A 17,064-nucleotide genomic window follows, 5' to 3' on the forward strand; every position below is an offset into this window, starting at 1 on the left:
TAGTTGACATATTTTTTGGGTAAGTCAAAATCCCGGGATGGCTCGACCCTCGCTTTCTACAGTTGCTGAACTGCTCAAACCGATCACCTGGTTTCCACCCATGTGGGCCTTCAGCTGTGGCGTCGTTGCCTCTGCGCAAAGTTTTAGTGCCAATTGGACGCTGATTGTTCTTGGCTTGGTTCTCACTGGGCCGCTGGTGTGCGCCAGCAGCCAAGCAGTGAATGACTGGTTTGACCGTCATGTGGATGCCATCAATGAGCCCAACCGGCCGATTCCCTCCGGGCGTATGCCTGGGCGGTGGGGTTTGTACATTGCGATTCTGTGGACGGTGTTGTCACTGGTTTGGGCCTGGGGTCTGGGCACTTGGGGGTTTTGGGCCTGCGCTTTGGGGTTGGCGCTGGCCTGGGCCTACAGCGCGCCCCCGTTTCGTTTAAAACTTAATGGCTGGTGGGGCAATAGCGCATGTGCCTTGAGTTATGAGGGATTGGCTTGGGTGACTGGTGGAGCAGTCATGCTGGGTGGCGCTTTGCCAGCGGGTGAGTCACTGCTCTTAGCCTTGCTTTACAGTGCGGGTGCCCACGGCATCATGACGCTCAATGATTTCAAGGCGATTGAAGGCGACAAGCAGATGGGCGTGCGTTCACTGCCTGTGCAACTTGGGCCAACAGGTGCAGCCAAGGCCGCGTGCATCATCATGCTTGTGCCGCAGTTTGTGGTGGTTGGCATGTTATTGCAGTGGGGTCAACCCTGGCATGCGGCTGGCGTTTTGGCACTCGTGCTGGCGCAATTGCCGCTGATGCTCGCGTTTGTCAGGCAGCCCATTGAAAAGGCATTGATGCTCAGCGCCTTTGGCGTTCCCCTGTATGTCTCTGGCATGATGGTCAGCGCTTGGGCCTTGCACTTTCTTCATCGAGTCACTTTATGAGTTCTGCGCGCGTTTTTGGTTGGGTTGATATTGCACGCCTGGGTTTGGTGCAGGCTTGCATGGGGGCCGTGGTGGTGGTGACAACCTCTACGCTCAACCGGATCATGGTGATCGAACTGGCTTTGCCAGCATTGCTGCCGGGGTTGCTGGTGGCCTTGCACTATATGGTGCAGATGGTGCGACCACGTATGGGTTTTGGCGCGGATCAGGGTCGACGTTGCACGCCCTGGATGCTGGGTGGTGTGGTTGTGCTGGCTATGGGGGGGCTGCTCGCCGCGGTAGCCACTGTTTTGATGCAAACTGAATTTGTACCCGGGCTATTGCTTTGTATTCTGGCATTTTCGTTGATCGGACTCGGTGTGAGTGCTTGTGGCACCTCGTTGCTGGTACTGATGGCCAAGCGCGTTCCCGATGGCAGGCGAGCGCCTGCTGCAACCCTGGTCTGGATGATGATGATTTTGGGTTTCGCCGTGACAGCCATGACCGTGGGCAAATTGATCGATCCATACACACCCGAACAGCTGATTCGTGTTACAGCTGGTTTGTCTGTCCTAGTAATCTGCGTCGCTGCCCTGAGCCTGTGGGGTTTGGAAGGACGGGACTCCCGTGGCTCAGAGGTCAACGTCGCAGGTGATGCTGCGCGCGCGCGCTCCCCCGGCAAATTCAAGGAAACGCTGCTGCAGGTGTGGCGTGAGCCACAAGCTCGCACCTTCACTATTTTTGTTTTTCTGTCCATGCTGGCGTACAGCGCCCAAGACCTGATTCTTGAGCCATTTGCAGGTGATGTCTTTGGCATGAGCCCGGGTCAGACCACTCAGCTTGCGGGCTTGCAACATGGTGCCGTGCTGATTGGCATGTTGTGGGTGGCATTGGTGGGCTGGGATCGGGTGAAAGGTCGTCTTGGCAGCGTGCAAAGCTGGATGGTGTGGGGATGCCTGCTGTCGGCGGTCGCCATGGTGGGTTTGTCAACCGCCGGAATTCAAGGGCAAAACTGGCCACTTAAAGCCAACATCGTGCTGCTGGGTGTGGCGAATGGGACTTTCTCTATTGCCGCTATCGCCACGATGATGCGCCTGTCGACACAGGGTGCGCAGGGCCATGAAGGCACGCGCATGGGTTTGTGGGGCGCCTCGCAGGCCATTGCCTTTGGTTTGGGCGGAATTCTAGGCACGGGTGCCAGCGACATTGCCCATTGGGCGATGGCATCCAGTGGTCTTGCCTACGCATCAGTTTTCGGTTTTGAAGCTTTGATGTTTGCTTTGTCGGCGTGGTGCGCCATTTTGGTGAACCGCAAGGGTGATGTGGCTGCACAGCCAAAGGTCTATTTTTCTACGGAGTTACAAAGGGCGCAGTCATGAATACGAGCCAATACGATGTGGTGGTTGTGGGGGGCGGACCCTCGGGTGCAACGGCAGCTGACGACTTGGCGCGTCAGGGCTGGTCGGTGTTGTTGATAGACCGACAAGGTCGAACCAAACCTTGCGGGGGCGCCATACCTCCGCGCTTGATCAAGGACTTTGAAATTCCCGACCATTTACTGGTGGCAAAGGTGCGTTGCGCTCGCATGATTTCACCCAAAAATAACCAGGTGGACATGCACATTGAAGACGGTTTTGTCGCCATGGTCAATCGGGATAGCTTTGATGAATGGCTGAGGGAGCGAGCGCACTCCCATGGCGCAACCCGCTTGCGGGCCGTGTGCGACAAGATCACCCGCGACCCCGACGGCGTTTCACGTGTGCACTTCAACTCGGTTCAGGCCCAAGGTGTTGGCGAGCCAGACAGTGTGCGCACACGCATGATTGTGGCCGCCGATGGCGCAAGGTCAGAGATCGCCCGCCAGCACATCGAAGGGTCTGAGAAGACCAAGTATGTGTTTGCGTACCACGAGATCATTCGTGCGCCGCTGCAGGACCCATCGTATGACCCGCATCGGTGTGATGTGTATTACCAGGGCATCATCTCCCCCGATTTTTATGGCTGGGTTTTCCCGCACGGTGACACGATGAGTGTTGGCACCGGTAGTGCTGACAAAGGTTTTTCGCTGCGCGGGTCGGTGGGCAAGCTGCGCGAAATTGCAGGCTTGAATCAGGTGGAAACGCTTCGCCGTGAAGGTGCGCCTATTCCGCTGAAGCCGCTGCCCCGGTGGGAAAACGGGCGCGACATCGTGCTCACTGGTGACGCTGCAGGGGTGGTGGCGCCAGCCTCCGGGGAGGGCATTTATTACGCGATGGCTTGTGGGCGCATGGTGGCAGAAGCCGTTCAGAACGCTCTGAAGACAGGCGACGCTACCTGCCTGAAGCAGGCTCGTAAGCAATTTCTCAAAGAGCATGGTCAGGTCTTCTGGATTCTGGGTTTGCTGCAGTACTTCTGGTACCAGAACGACAAGCGCCGGGAGCGATTCGTCAAGGTCTGTGAAGACCCGGATGTGCAGCGCCTGACCTTTGAGTCGTATATGAACAAGAAGCTGGTTCGCAAGAAACCCATGGCCCACATTCGGATCTTCTTCAAGGACTTGGCACACCTGCTGGGTTTTGCCCGCGTCTGACCTCTTTTCAGGACTTTGAGGCGGACCTCGGTCCGCTTTAGGCGTCCGGTCCTACGCGACGCGCTCTTTGCTCAAGCGTTTGTCTGCTTGACCCATTCCAGGATTTGCAGGCACACCGCGTCTGGTGCCTCTTCGTGGGCCAGATGGCCCAGGCCAGCAAACGTGCGGCTGATCGCTTTGGGCATGAGTTTCAAAGACTCTGCGCTCAAGTTAGCGGGAATGGTCCGGTCATTACCGCCCAGAAGCATGAATACTGGCCCCTTCAACAGGGGCAGTTGTTGCGACAGCCGGTTCAGCCGCCAGGCGGCCATCATGGCCAGTACACCTCTGACATGCGCGGGTGTCTGCAAAAGTCTCTGGTAGTAACTCAGCGCTGCGTCGTCCAGCTGGGAGCCAGTGCTTTTGAGCAAATTGCGCACAAAGGCGGGTTTTGCCGCCTGTTTGGCAAGAAGAACGCCTGACAAGGGGTTGAAGGCCAGCAACTTGGCAACCGGTGGAAATAGCCAATTGGCCACACCCGGTAGAGGTAGCCAGGCTGGATTGAGGCCAATCAAAGCCATTTCTGGTGCATTGGCATGCTTGAGGATCAGTTGTGCGCCCACTGCAGCCCCCGCCGAATGCCCAATGATGGCGCTGGGCCACACATTCAGATGTTCCAGCAGTGCGGCCAAACCAGAAGCCATATTGCCCAGGGAATTACTTTTGTGGGTGTTCCAGTAGCTAAAGGCATGTCCGGGCAGATCTGGGCAGATGACCGTGTGGTCTTGGGCCAGCGTCAAAACCAAATCGCGCCAGGAATGGGTTGACGCCCCAGTGCCGTGCAGCAGCAGCAAGATCGGGCCGTGACCAAAAGTTTGCACATGCCAGGCTTGGCCATGCACGCTCACAAATCGGCTGTGTGCCGCGTGTGGCCAAGTCTTGCGGTTGGCCTCCCAATCCATCGGCGGGTAGAGGGTGTCCCAAAGAGCCATTCAGGTCCTGCGCGTCTGCGCCGTCAGATCTTGGACGACGCAGGCCATGCGCTGTGCCTGCACATAAGGCATAGGAAAGTAATTGGCGCCCATCACATTGGCCAGTGTCTGCGCTTGCGGCTCTGGCTGGGGCGCGGTGTCGATCCACAGCGACGGGTAGCCGCTCAGGCGCCACTGTTGCGCCCAAGCTTGCGCATCCTCGCGGGCTTGCACCCGCCCGCCAGTGCCTGCCAGGCTGACATTGGCGCGGCCATCGCTCAGAATCACCAGCATGGGTGTTGACCCGGCGCGGTGCAACATCTGCGCTTGCAGCAAAGCCGCCTGAATGCCGCTGGCCAAAGGGGTGCCGCCGCCGCCGGGCAAGCCGCTCAGCGCGCGCTTGGCACGCACCAGCGAGCGGGTGGGGGGCAGCAGTACCTGGGCACCTGCCAGTCGAAAACCAATCACGCAGACACTGTCGCGCCGCGCGTAAGACTGCTGCAGCAGCAGTTCCACCGCGCCTTTGGCTTCAGCCAAGCGGTGCTGCGCGGCTGAGCCTGACGCATCCAGCGCAAAAATCAGACAGGAAGGCGTCTGCTGTGCATAGCGCTGCACATGAAAGTCGTCACTGCGAATCACCACCCGTCCGGAGCCCGGTGCGTTCTGGCGAATCCGTTGTTTGGGCGCGGCGTTGACCAGGGTGGCCAGCACATGCAACCGTGCCCCCGCGCTGGGCTTGCCGGGGCGCGGTGTCAGTGGTCGGCCACGCAGTTTGCTGGTTTTGGCCTGGCCGCTGTTGCCCAACCCGTGCGCCGCTTTGGTGCTGGCTTTGCCCATCAGCAGGCGGTCCAGCAGTTTAGGGGGCAGACTGGCGATTGCAGCTGCCAGCAAAACGTCTTCCAAAGCTTCTTGCGGCGGCTCGGGTTCCTGTTCGTCTTCAGGCGGCGGCTCAGGCGGCTCGTTTTGGGGTTCTTCCTCGGGCGGTGGTTCTTCCGGCTGCTCGGGGGGCGGTGGTTCCTGGTCTTCGTCCGGCTGGGCGGGCATGCGGGTGGCGCGCGGGCCCAGCACCAGGCGGGCGGCCAACTGCAGATCGCTCGGCTCGACCGCATCACGCCCTTCCAGTGCGGCGCAGACGCAGGCCAGACGTAGCGCCATCAGCGGTGCGCGCAGGCTGTCCACGCCTAAAGCCCAGGCAGTCTGGCACAGTGCCTCGACCTGTTCAGGGCTGGTTTCCATGCGCTCAAGCAACGCCATCGCTTCCTGGCGTTCAACTTGTCCGAGTGCTTCCAGCGTGGCATCGCTTTGGGCCATGGACACATCGCGCAAATCCAGCCACAGGCCCAGGCGCTCGGTCAGGCCTTGGGCGGCACAGGCTTCGTCTTCCTCGGATTCGTCCAGCGCGATCACGGAAAACTGCGCCTGGCTGGTGATATGCGCATGGGTGGCATGCACCTGACCGCAGTCCTGCGCTTGGGCGATGTGCGCTGCGACCTTGGAGGGCAGGCGCTCGGCCATGGGCAGCACTATCACGCCGCCATGCGCTTGCGCCAGCAGCCCCGGCTGGTGGATGACGCGCCCGCTTTGCAGCGTGGCGGCCAGATCCATGCCGCCTAGCAGGCGTTCATCGTCAACCTGGCCAGGAACACGGAAGGTCTTGAGGGTGGAGGCCTTGAGCAGAGCAAGCCAGTTGTCACGCACCGGCCCGTGCGAAGCCCGCAACCAGATGCCGCCCAGGCGCACCGGGTCGACCTGCAGCGCCATCAAGGCCAGCTGCGCATCCTGCCAAGCCTGGCTCGCTTGTGACAGGCCGGGCGGGTTCATGCAGGCATCACCTCGTCCATGGCGCGCTGCACGCGTGCGCCAGAGCCAGTGTCGTCGAGCGGGTTGCGGCGCAGCCGGTGGCGCAGCGCCAGCGGGGCAATGGCACGCAAGTGTTTGAGTTCGGCCACCGTGTCACCCTGCAAGGCGGCATAAGCGCGGGTGGCGCGCAGCAGGGTGAGCTCGGCGCGCAGGCCGTCGGTGCCGAGCTTGTGGCACAGGGTGGCGCACTGCAGCAGCAGGTCGTCTGACACCTGCAGATCGTGAATCAGCTTCTTGGCACGCACGATGCGCTGGCGCAGTTTGGTGTTGGCGGCTTCCCATTCGTCGCGGAAGGCCTGCGGATTGCGCTCAAACGCATCGCGGCGGCGCACCACCTGCACCCGCATGTCCAGGTCTTGTGGGGTGCGTACTTCTACTGACAGGCCAAAACGGTCCAGCAACTGCGGGCGCAGTTCGCCTTCTTCCGGGTTGCCGCTGCCCACCAGCACAAAGCGCGCCGGGTGGCGCACGCTCAGGCCTTCACGCTCCACCAGGTTTTCGCCCGAGGCGGCCACGTCGATCAACAGATCAACGATGTGGTCTTCCAGCAAATTGACTTCGTCGATATACAAAAAGCCACGGTTGGCCTGGGCCAGCAAGCCCGGCGCAAACTTCTTGATGCCTTGAGACAGGGCCTTTTCCAAATCAAGTGCGCCAACCACGCGATCTTCGGTGGCCCCCAAAGGCAGGTCAACCACCGGCACGGCACGCATTTCGGTCTTGAGCTTGTGACCACTTTGTGCCGTCTGGCATGACTCGCACAGCGTGCTGCCAAGTGGGTCGCAGCCGTAGGGGCAGTCTTTGACGACCTTGATCGGGGGCAACAGGTCAGCCAGCGCCCGCACGGCGGTGGATTTGCCGGTGCCGCGGTCACCCAGCACCAGCACGCCGCCGATGGTCGGGTCCACCGCCAGCATCTGGATCGCCAGCCGCATTTCTTCTTGTCCGACGATTGCTGCAAAAGGGAAAGTTAGTGCCATATTTTTTCCAAAATAGAAACGGTTGCCTGCCTCACTATCAGCCTGCAATCATATGTCAAGCTGGGTTGACAGGTGTCGGCGCTTGGCAGCTTGAAAAGTCTTTTAAAAAGCTGCGTCTGAGTGGCTGGAGGCGTCATCTGGTGTGGCGGTTTCAGGGGTAGCTGTGGCAGTGTTGGCTTGCACCGCTTCTGCTAGTGAAGCGCGCACACCAGCCTTCTCTCCAGCGCCAGCAAACTTGCTGTATTTGCCCAGCAGGCTCACCATCTGGCCGTAAATACGCGGGTTGGCCGCCAGGCATTCGTGCTGCTCCAGAAAGTCTGCATCACCCGACAGGTTACCCACCAAGCCACCGGCTTCGGTGATCAGCAAAGAGCCCGCGGCCACGTCCCAGGGTTGCAGGCCTTTTTCGAAAAAGCCGTCGGTAAAGCCAGCTGCCACATAGGCCAGGTCGAGCGCGGCTGCACCCGGGCGGCGAATACCAGCGGTGCGCTGAATGATGTCACCCAGCATCTGCAGATAGCTGGGCAGGTCGTCATCCATGCGGTAGGGAAAACCAGTTGAAATCAGGCATTCTTGCAGCCGGGTGCGCTTGGCGACGCGCAGGCGCCGGTTGTTCATGAACGCGCCACGGCCTTTGGTAGCGGTGAACAGGTCGTTGCGGCTGGGGTCGTAAATGACGGCTTGCTCCACCTTCCCACGCACCGCCAACGCGATGCTCACGCAGTAGATGGGCAGGCCGTGGATGAAGTTGGTGGTGCCGTCCAGCGGGTCGATGATCCAGACAAATTCGGAGTCACGCGCGCCATGCTCGTGGCCAGACTCTTCAGCCCAGATGGCGTGGCCGGGGTAGGCACCCAGCAGGGTTTCAATGATCATTTGCTCAGAGGCCTGATCGACCTCGGTGACAAAGTCGTTGACCTGTTTTTGCGACACCCGCACCGACTCCACATCAAGTGCAGCGCGGTTGATGATGGCCCCCGCTGCGCGCGCGGCTTTGACCGCCACATTGATCATTGGGTGCAGATTCGGAGAGTTCATGGTCGCCTGGTAGTGTCCACACAGGCGTCGAAGCAGCTGCATGGCGAGTTGATGAATGGCGCAGTACCCCCAAAAGGGGCAGCGACAATCGGCCTATTTTAACGGCCCCCCATGAAGACCCGATTCATCCTGATCAACACCAGCCACGCCGGTAACGTGGGCGCTGCCGCACGCGCCATGAAAACCATGGGGTTTGATGACTTGGTGCTGGTGGCACCCCGCTGGGCGAATGTGTTGCGCCGCGAGGAAACCATCCAGCGTGCCAGCGGTGCCACCGATGTGTTGAAGCAGTGCCGCATCGTCGACACGCTCGATGAAGCCCTGGGCGGCATTACCCACCTGTGCGCCACCGCCATGACGCCGCGCGATTTCGGCCCACCCACCGTGACGCCACGCGCGCATTTCGATGCACTCTTAAAAAAAGAGCTAGTGACGCAATCAGGACAAGGGCTAGAGGCCGAAAAAGCATCTAACTCCGGCATCGCCTTCCTGTTTGGCTCAGAGCGTTTTGGCATGACCAACGACGATGTGTACCGCTGCCACGCGTGTCTGAGCATTCCCAGCAACCCGCAATTTGGGTCGCTGAACTTGGCTGCCGCCCTGCAGGTGATTGCCTATGACTGGCGTGTGGCACTGGGTGGCTACCCGGTGAGCCAAGCCACTGCTGTGCCCACTTTGGCAGACGCGGCGCAAGTGGCGGGCTTGCTGGCGCATCTGGAGCAAGCCCTGGTGGCGATCGATTTTCTCGACCCGCAAGCGCCCAAAAAGCTCATGCCGCGGCTCAACCAGCTGTTCAACCGGGCCGAGGTCACGCAGGAAGAAATCCACATCTTGCGTGGTATGGCCAAGGCGATGCTCAAAGTGGCTGGCGGCAGTGTGGCTGGGGCCGCGTCGCAGGCTGTATCACCGCACGGCAATACCGCGTCACCCAAGGTGTTGCCCGAACCAATTTAGACTCCCACCATGTTTTCCCGAATCCGCTCCGACGTTCAATGCATTCTTGAGCGCGACCCCGCTGCGCGCAGCACCTGGGAGGTGCTGACCTGCTACCCCGGTTTCCATGCGGTGCTGCTGCACCGTCTGGCGCACGCCTGCTGGACGCGCGGTTTCAAGTGGCTGGGGCGCTTCATTTCCCACACCACGCGGTTTTTGACCGGCATTGAGATTCACCCCGGTGCCTGCATCGGCAACCGTGTCTTTTTTGACCATGCCATGGGCGTGGTGGTGGGTGAAACCGCCGAGATTGGCGACGACTGCACCATCTACCAAGGCGTGACGCTGGGCGGTACCTCGCTCTATAAAGGCACCAAGCGCCACCCCACGCTGGGGCGTGGCGTGGTGGTGGGGGCGGGCGCACAGGTGCTGGGCGGTTTCACGGTGGGCGACGGTGCCAAGGTCGGCTCCAACGCGGTGGTCACCAAGCCGGTGCCCGCTGGTGCCACCGCCGTGGGCAACCCGGCGCGCATCATCCAGGCCGAGCTCGATGTGAAACGCGAAGAGGCGGCCTCCAAAATGGGCTTTTCAGCCTACGGTGTCACCCAAAGCGACGACCCGTTGAGCCAGGCCATGCGGGGCCTGATCGACAACGCTGGCGGCCACGAGCACCAGATCGCCATGCTCTGGAAGGCGATTGAAACCCTGCAAGCCAACCGCCATGAGCCAGACTGCGTGCCCGGTGATGCCGCGCTGAGCGAGCACTTTGAGGCTGAAAAACTCAATCAGCTGGTGGGTAAATAGCTATTTTAAAGATAGCTACTAGCGCTTATTGCATAAGGGCTAGAGCCCTATTTTATATATAAGCGTGATCAGATCAAAGCTTGCAGCTTGGCGGCTAGAGTTTGCAGGTTGACAAAGGTCAGCTCGTACATGGCGCAGAGCCCGGCGGCCTGCTCGTCGCTGAGGTCACTGGCGCAGATGATGAATTGCTGGCGCGGAATGCCCAGGCGCTTTTTGAGCCGCAGAAACTTGTCAATCTCGCGGCGGAACTCGCCGGTCTTGCATTCGATGTAGATCGGTGTCTGGCCGCTTTGGGTCTCCACCAGCGCCATCACATCAATCTCGTGCAGGTCTTCGTTCGGGAAAACCACCTTCACACCCCGGGCGCATGAAAACGCACATTTTTTCGCCTTGAGCTGCTCCAGCAGCTCGACCAGTACCAGCCACTCCAGCCAACCGCCCTCGAAAAACTGGCGCACCGTGGTGGCGGTTTGCAGGGTGAGGTGCACGATCTTTTCAGGCTTTTGGTAGTTGTAGCGGGCAAACAGCGTATGGCTGTAGAACTGGCGGCACAGCGTGGTGAGCGCCTGCGCGTCTTTCTGGCTCACGTTGGCCAGCTCCAGATTCAGGCCGCTGTGGCTGTTGCGGTAGGCGTAGCGGATGCGTTCCAGCAGTTCGGCAAAAAGTGCAAAGTTGTCACCCAGCGCGCGGGCCGCATCGTCAAAAAAGCCGGTGGTGTCGACGTTGTTGTAGTCAAACTGGGCTTCGATCTGGCGCGTTTTAAACCACTGCTTCAGGGGCTGGTGCTGCTCCGGTGTGGCCAGACTGGCGGTGTTGTGCAGGTCGAGCTGGTCCAGTGCAATGGCGGGCGGGGCGGGGGCAGGCTTTACCGCTGAGCTGGTGGCGGTAGCGGCACCGGGTGTGGCTGGATCAGAAAGTGCCGCAGACTTGTCGCCAACTTTGAGTGCCTCAATTTCACGCAAGGCGGCAAAGTAGCGCTCAGCCAGCTTTTCGGCAAAAAAAACCGTCTCATAGACGGTACTTGGATGGGTGCAGCGCGTGCAGGGGATTTTGCTGCCGGGCAGCATGGGAACGGTTTCAGCAATGAATCCGCACTTGTTGCAGCGGTAAATTGGCATGGTGACTGAGTCTGTTGATGGGTTGTGACAGCAGCGAAAGGGTGATCGCTTTACTATTTTTATAGGAGCTACCCGCGCTTATTCTATAGGGGCTAGAGGCCTATTTCTTATAAAATCGTTTGGATAGCTGTTTTGGGGCGGAAGGCCTTGCACACTGCCGTATCCGTTTCCAGATACGGCCCACCAATCAGGTCGATGCAGTAAGGCACCGCGGCAAAGATACCGTTCACCAGCGGTTTGCCATCGGCGTCTTTCAGCCCTTCCAGGGTTTCGGCAATGGCTTTGGGCTGGCCCGGCAGGTTGACGATCAGCGTTTGGTCACGGATCACCGCCACTTGGCGCGACAGAATCGCGGTGGGCACAAAGGCCAGGCTGACCTGGCGCATCTGCTCGCCAAAGCCCGGCATCACCTTGTGCGCCACGGCCAAGGTGGCCTCAGGTGTCACGTCGCGCAGTGCCGGGCCGGTGCCGCCAGTGGTCAGCACCAGGGCGCAACCGGCCTCCACCAGCGCAATCAGGGTGGCTTCAATGGTGGCTTGCTCGTCGGGAATCAGCCGCGCTTCAAACTGCAGCGGGTTTTTCAGAGCGCGGCTGAGCCAGCTTTGCAGCGCCGGCAGGCCCTTGTCTTCATAGATTCCACCGCTGGCGCGGTCACTGATGGAGACAAGGCCGATCTTGACGGCCGGATAGCGGCTGCCCATGGTCAGGAGGCTTCGCGGGAAGGGCTGAAAGTGCTGGGGTGGATGGCGGCATCAGGCTCAGGGATAGCCATCAGCGCCTCGCGCACCATTTGGAAAATCTCGCGGTAAGGGCGGCCGTGGCGCACCGCGGCGCCCGCTATCTCGGGCACGGCATCTTTGCGCGCCTGGCGAATCAGCGCGCGCAACTGCTGGGTGTCGGTGGTGGGGTACAGCGCGATCCACTGGCCTGCAGCGTCGTCCTGCGAGATCAGCCGGTCGCGCCAGACTTCGGCCTGGTGCAGCGCCAGGTTGTCAGCGGCTGAGCCGTTGGACTGCTCGTCCAGTGCGGCACGAACCTGGTCGACCTCGGTCGTTTCGAGCTTGCGCATCAGCTTGCCGATGAACTGCATCTGGCGGCGCTTGCCCTCGAAGTTGGTGATGCGTTTGGCCTCGGCAATCGCGTCTTTGAGCTTGTCGGTCAAAGGCAGGCGCTCCAGCAAATCAATGCGCAGGGCGAGCAGCGCCTCGCCGAGCTTTTGCAATTCGGTGCTTTCGCGCTTGAGATCGGTGCGGCTTTGGTCGTCGGTACCCTTGAGCTCGGCCTTGAGCTCGGTATCGCGCTCGCTGCCCTCGGCCACGAACTCGCCGCGCACAAAATAGCCTTTTTTCAGTTTTCTTGACATAGCCAAGTATCATAGCCGCCGCTATGAACAACCCCCAAGTCCCCAAGCGTGCCAGCCACGCAGGCGCCGCCACTATGCCTTCCAAAGCTCCCCAAACCGCCCCCCGCAAACGTGCCTCTACTGCATCCACCACGCCACCAGCGGCGCAGGCCGACGCAGGTTTTGCCTACAGTCGGACTTTTTTTGAGGATCTGGTGGACAGCGCTTTGCGCCACGCCAAAAAGATTGGTGCCACGGATGCCGCCGCGCACGCCAGTGAAGGCTGCGGCCTGAGCGTGTCGGTGCGCAAGGGCGAGCTGGAAAACGTCGAGCGCAACCGCGACAAGTCGCTGGGCATCACCGTGCACCTGGGCCAGCGCCGGGGCAATGCCAGTACCTCGGATTTTTCACAGCGCGCCATTGAACAAACTGTGCAGGCGGCGTTTGACATTGCCCGCTTCACCGCCGAAGACCCGTTTGCCGCCTTACCCGGCGAGGCCGACATTGCTCAACCCGCCGAGCAGCGCACCGATCTGGCGCTGTTTTTCCCCTGGGCCATCACCAGCGAGCAGGCCGCACACTTGGCCTTGCAGACTGAAAACGCGGCCATGAGTGTGGACAAGCGCATCACCAACAGCGAGGGCGCGGGCGTGTCGGCGCAGCAGTCACACTTTTTCAGCGCCCACACCCACGGTTTTCGCGGCGGTTATGCCAGCTCACGCCATTCAGTGTCGGTGTCGCCGATTGCCGGCAAGGGCGCCAACATGCAGCGCGATTACTGGTACAGCTCACAGCGTGACGCAGCCGATTTGGCCTCGCCCGAGGCGATTGGCCGCTACGCCGCCGAGCGGGCGCTGAGCCGCCTGAAGGCGCGCAAGATTGCCACCACCGAATGCCCGGTGCTGTTTGAATCGACCCTGGCCGCCGGGCTACTGGGCAGTTTTGTGCAGGCAGTGAGCGGTGGCGCGCTGTACCGCAAAAGTTCGTATTTGCTCAATTCGCTGGGCAAGCCCGTGTTTCCGAAACACATCGACATCCTGGAAGACCCGTTTGTCAAACGCGGCAAAGGCAGTTCACCGTTTGACGATGAAGGTGTGCGCGTGCAGGCGCGCAGCGTGGTGGAAGCGGGCAGGGTGCAGGGCTACTTTCTGGGCAGCTACTCGGCACGCAAACTGGGTATGACCACCACCGGTAATGCCGGCGGCTCGCACAACCTGACCCTGACCTCGCGCCTGACCCGTGCCGGTGACAACCTAGATGCGATGCTGCAGCGTCTGGGCACCGGGCTGTTTGTCACCGAACTCATGGGGAGTGGCGTCAATGCGGTCACTGGCGACTATTCGCGCGGCGCCAGCGGCTTCTGGGTGGAAAACGGCCGCATCGCTTATCCGGTGGAAGAGATCACCATCGCCGGCAACATGAAAACCATGCTCAAGGACATCGTCGCCGTGGGGGCTGATACCTATAACCAGGGTGCCAAAACTGTTGGCTCGGTGCTGATCAAGAAGATGAAGGTTGCGGGCAGTTGAGATAGATACATAGCGGTCCGCACCGACCTGTCGTGGCAGTCCTGTTGCGGTTGCAATTTGAGCCTGCGTTGACGCTAACGCACTGAAAGACGCCTAACCAAACTTCGACCGGCTAGGCCCACAAAATTGTGCGTGCCATGAGGTGGTTGAAGCGTCTACTTTGATAAAACCGCTTTTGTCAAAGTTACCAGACTTTTCGAGTCGTTGACCCAAATGGCAACCGCTTGAGCGGCGGCCTTTTTGGGGAGGTCTGCGTCGGTCACAGGTGCGGTGTCGGGAGCCTTGGCATTGTCGTCCCACACCCAAGCATTACAGAGCAATTTCGGGCCGCAGGCGGCTTCGCCAGCGGCCCGCCATACTTCTGCACTGGCATTTTCTGGGCACACCAAAATCACCACCGCGTCACTTCGCACCTTAATTCTGCAGCCGTTTTCTAGTTTGCCTGTCTGGGCATAAGACAACTGCGCCAGAGATAGGAGAGCACATGACATAAAAAGTTTGTGATAAAACATCCAAAACCTCCGAGTGAATAAGTGAAACCCAAAAAAGCAATCCCGCCATCAGGCGGGATTGCTTAGTGTAGCGAGCACACAAAGTGCTCAAGGAAAATGATGACGCTGAATTACCGACCGATCCGGCGACGTGTGGCCACCAAACCTGCCAAAGCAAGTCCAATCAGGGCAAGAGAGCCTGGCTCAGGAACTTCAGTGACTGGCGGCTTGATGGAAGCCTGAACCTTTGCGAGCAACACGGGTGCCAAGGCATCAAAGTCACTTACCGGTACAACCCAACTCTTGCCCATAGGATTGGGGATAGTTGTCGCGTTGACTGCCAGGATGGTGGCTGGCCCAGGAAACGCGATGGCAACCATATTGGCTAATGCGGTGGCGTCAGCAACCCCGGTTCCAATAGCCTCGATGGACAGCGCGTCCATGCCAGCGGCGGCTGCAGCTACAGCAGCAGCTACTGCGGCATCCTGGCTGTTTGGTTCCCCATCCGTAGCCAAGTTAATGATTGATTTGGTTCCGACATCAGCAAAATTGGCGGATCCCGTCAAAAGAGCAGTTAATCCCGAAATTGCGCCTGCTGTGTTGGTACTACCACCAGCTTTGGTGTGTGAGGTTATTGCAAGTTGAATGGTTGTCAGCGTGGCCGCCGTCAAAACAGTGGGAAGCACCACACTAGTAACGCTGGTGCCATAGGACACCACAGCAATCTCTACGGACCCATCAACTGGCAGCCCAGCCAGTGCGGCGTTGAGTCCGGTTCTGAGCAGGTTGTAATTGGCGGTAGAGACGCTACCGGAAGCATCCAGCGCAAACCCCAATTGCGTCACTGGCGCTGCCCAGGTCGCGAAAGCGCTTAGCGTTAGTGACGCAGTGATAAGGGCAGAAGCCAAGCCTCGACGTAAAAATTTCATTTTGAACACCTCGTTAGTGGTTGATTAACAATTTCTCTCTCGCCCGGGGAGTGACAAAGCAAATCGTATGCCAATGTCTGTTAGTCGCAAACAAACTTGTTCTATTTCAACAGCTTAAGTTTATTTAGCGCTGGTTAAAATTGATCAGATCCATTGTTGTCGGCTTCTTGTGTAAAAAATCCTGACACTGGAACGGGTACAAGAATGTGGCAGTGGACCATGCGCGTTTCTTGATAGCGATACACCTGCTTGAGCGAACGGTTTCACTGGGCTTCTGGTTCACGATGTTGCAGCTGCGGGCAGGGCGCCGACCGGGGTCATGATGAGGCACGAACCTGGTTTGGCCGGTGTAGACATGCTGCGCACGCTTTGGTGCGTGTCACTGATGGCCAGTGCCCACGCCTCCTCTAGAGACTTAGTTCAGCGCAGCCCGCACGTTGTCTTTGTAGGTGTAAAGCGTGATGGCCGGGGTGGTCAGTTCACCCTTGGGGGTGAATGCGATGTTGGCGGTGATGCCCTTGAACTGGGTTTTAACGATGAACGGCACATAGACCTGCGGGTCGACCGAGTCAGCGCGCTTCATGGCATCGACCAGCACAAAAGCGGCGTCATAGGCATAGGGGCTGTAGATCTGGAACTGGCCTGGGAAGCGTGCGTCGTAGCGTTTCTTCCAGTCTGCACCGCCTTGCATCTTTTGCACCGAAGCACCGCCGGTGGCGCAGGTCACATTTCTGACGGTGTTGGCTTTGCTGGACAGTTCCACCAGCTTTTCGGTGCACATCGCGTCGCCGCCAAAGTACTTGACGGTGGTCAGGCCGAGCTGCTCCATCTGGCGCAGCATTGGGCCCGCTTGGGCGTCCAAGCCACCGTAGAAGATGGCGTCGGGCTTCTTGCTCTTGATGGCGGTCAATATGGCATTGAAATCGGTGGCCTTGTCGTTGGTGAATTCCATGGCAACCACCTGAATGCCTTTTTGCTCGGCAGTTGCCTTGAACACGTCGGCCAGGCCTTGGCCATAGGCGGTGCGGTCATCAATGACGGCCACGGTCTTGACTTTGAGCGCATCGTGCGCAAAGTAAGCCAATGCAGCACCCAGCGCGTTGTCGTTGGCAATCACGCGGTAAGTGGTGTTGTAGCCGCGCTTGGTCACGTCGGGGTTGGTGGCAGAGGCCGTGATGTGTGGCAGGCCGCACTTGTTGTAGATGCTCGACGCTGGAATGGTGGTGCCCGACTGCAGGTGACCGACCACGCCTGCCACTTTGGAGTCGCACAGCTTTTGCGCCACGGTGGTGGCCTGGCGCGGCTCGCCAGCGTCGTCTTCCGCGACCAATTCGAACTTGATCCGCTTGCCGCCAATTACGGGGTTTTGGGCGTTGAGGTCGTCAATGGCCATGCGCACGCCGTTTTCGGTGTCTTTGCCAATGTGGGCAATGCCGCCCGAGGTGGGGCCAGCGTGGGCAATGCGCACAGTTTGCACGTCTTGCGCGTGCGCCAACGTGGCGCACAGCGTCAGCACGGCGGCAGCAGTCAGATGGAGTGAACCGGAAGGAAAAGACGGTTTTTGCATGGCTTTGATTCTGAGGTGAAAGTGGAAGTCACTGAGAGCAGGGATTAGCC

The 17,064-nt window shown here is 59.7% G+C and carries 16 protein-coding genes; 6 read left to right on the plus strand and 10 right to left on the minus strand.

The window, feature by feature from the left end:
- Positions 1-37 precede the first annotated feature (37 nt).
- The 3 genes from chlG to BLL52_RS10795 are packed head-to-tail and all read left to right on the plus strand — an operon-like array spanning position 38 to position 3,473.
- A complete protein-coding gene (gene chlG, locus BLL52_RS10785) occupies positions 38-925 on the plus strand; it encodes a chlorophyll synthase ChlG (protein ID WP_075586664.1) in 888 nt (295 codons plus the stop codon).
- The gene (locus BLL52_RS10790; RefSeq protein ID WP_075586665.1) at positions 922-2,283 is read left to right on the plus strand and encodes a BCD family MFS transporter; all 1,362 of its coding nucleotides are present in this window, start codon (positions 922-924) and stop codon (positions 2,281-2,283) included. The genes chlG and BLL52_RS10790 overlap by 4 nt, the downstream gene beginning before the upstream one ends.
- Positions 2,280-3,473, plus strand: coding sequence for a geranylgeranyl diphosphate reductase (locus BLL52_RS10795; RefSeq protein ID WP_075586666.1), 1,194 nt, complete (start codon positions 2,280-2,282; stop codon positions 3,471-3,473). The genes BLL52_RS10790 and BLL52_RS10795 overlap by 4 nt, the downstream gene beginning before the upstream one ends.
- A 71-nt stretch (positions 3,474-3,544) precedes the next feature.
- Here the strand turns inward: BLL52_RS10795 and bchO are convergent, their stop codons facing one another.
- The 4 genes from bchO to BLL52_RS10815 all read right to left on the minus strand — a co-directional run bounded on the left by bchO (position 3,545) and on the right by BLL52_RS10815 (position 8,301).
- Positions 3,545-4,444 (minus strand): alpha/beta fold hydrolase BchO, encoded by a 900-nt coding sequence (gene bchO / locus BLL52_RS10800; protein ID WP_075586667.1) that lies wholly within the window; start codon positions 4,442-4,444, stop codon positions 3,545-3,547.
- Positions 4,445-6,244 (minus strand): magnesium chelatase subunit D, encoded by a 1,800-nt coding sequence (locus BLL52_RS10805; RefSeq protein ID WP_075586668.1) that lies wholly within the window; start codon positions 6,242-6,244, stop codon positions 4,445-4,447.
- Positions 6,241-7,263, minus strand: coding sequence for a magnesium chelatase ATPase subunit I (bchI, locus tag BLL52_RS10810; protein WP_075586669.1), 1,023 nt, complete (start codon positions 7,261-7,263; stop codon positions 6,241-6,243). Before bchI ends, BLL52_RS10805 begins: the two co-directional genes overlap by 4 nt.
- A gap of 102 nt (positions 7,264-7,365) precedes the next feature.
- Positions 7,366-8,301 carry an inositol monophosphatase family protein gene (locus BLL52_RS10815; protein WP_075587196.1) on the minus strand — a complete coding sequence of 312 codons (936 nt, stop codon included), beginning with the start codon at positions 8,299-8,301 and terminating at the stop codon, positions 7,366-7,368.
- 111 nt (positions 8,302-8,412) lie between these two features.
- On the opposite strand from BLL52_RS10815, the gene BLL52_RS10820 reads away from it, so the two are divergent.
- Together BLL52_RS10820 and cysE are read left to right on the plus strand one after the other, a co-directional pair.
- A complete protein-coding gene (locus BLL52_RS10820) occupies positions 8,413-9,255 on the plus strand; it encodes an RNA methyltransferase (protein ID WP_075586670.1) in 843 nt (280 codons plus the stop codon).
- 9 nt (positions 9,256-9,264) lie between these two features.
- On the plus strand, positions 9,265-10,038 hold the full coding sequence (cysE, locus tag BLL52_RS10825; RefSeq protein ID WP_075586671.1) for a serine O-acetyltransferase: 774 nt from the start codon (positions 9,265-9,267) through the stop codon (positions 10,036-10,038).
- A 68-nt stretch (positions 10,039-10,106) separates the two neighbouring features.
- Here the strand turns inward: cysE and BLL52_RS10830 are convergent, their stop codons facing one another.
- From BLL52_RS10830 to yjgA, 3 genes are all read right to left on the minus strand, one after another.
- A complete protein-coding gene (locus BLL52_RS10830; RefSeq protein WP_075586672.1) occupies positions 10,107-11,156 on the minus strand; it encodes a hypothetical protein in 1,050 nt (349 codons plus the stop codon).
- Positions 11,157-11,263: 107 nt separating this feature from the next.
- Complete coding sequence (gene mog, locus BLL52_RS10835; protein ID WP_075586673.1) at positions 11,264-11,857, minus strand: molybdopterin adenylyltransferase; 594 nt, start codon at positions 11,855-11,857, stop codon at positions 11,264-11,266.
- A gap of 2 nt (positions 11,858-11,859) precedes the next feature.
- A complete protein-coding gene (gene yjgA, locus BLL52_RS10840; protein WP_075586674.1) occupies positions 11,860-12,519 on the minus strand; it encodes a ribosome biogenesis factor YjgA in 660 nt (219 codons plus the stop codon).
- Between the two features lie 74 nt (positions 12,520-12,593).
- Here yjgA and pmbA point away from each other — a divergent pair, with 74 nt between their 5' ends.
- Positions 12,594-14,027 (plus strand): metalloprotease PmbA, encoded by a 1,434-nt coding sequence (gene pmbA, locus BLL52_RS10845; RefSeq protein WP_075587197.1) that lies wholly within the window; start codon positions 12,594-12,596, stop codon positions 14,025-14,027.
- 155 nt (positions 14,028-14,182) lie between these two features.
- Here pmbA and BLL52_RS10850 read toward each other — a convergent pair whose 3' ends face one another.
- From BLL52_RS10850 to BLL52_RS10860, 3 genes are all read right to left on the minus strand, one after another.
- Entirely contained in the window at positions 14,183-14,539 is a 357-nt protein-coding gene (locus BLL52_RS10850; RefSeq protein WP_083633900.1) for a hypothetical protein, read from the minus strand.
- Between the two features lie 110 nt (positions 14,540-14,649).
- Positions 14,650-15,447, minus strand: coding sequence for a vWA domain-containing protein (locus tag BLL52_RS10855; RefSeq protein WP_075586675.1), 798 nt, complete (start codon positions 15,445-15,447; stop codon positions 14,650-14,652).
- A 415-nt stretch (positions 15,448-15,862) separates the two neighbouring features.
- Entirely contained in the window at positions 15,863-17,014 is a 1,152-nt protein-coding gene (locus BLL52_RS10860) for a branched-chain amino acid ABC transporter substrate-binding protein (RefSeq protein ID WP_075586676.1), read from the minus strand.
- Between the last annotated feature and the right edge of the window lie 50 nt (positions 17,015-17,064).

Origin of the sequence: Rhodoferax antarcticus ANT.BR (assembly GCF_001938565.1) — a bacterium.
Lineage (GTDB): Bacteria > Pseudomonadota > Gammaproteobacteria > Burkholderiales > Burkholderiaceae_C > Rhodoferax > Rhodoferax antarcticus.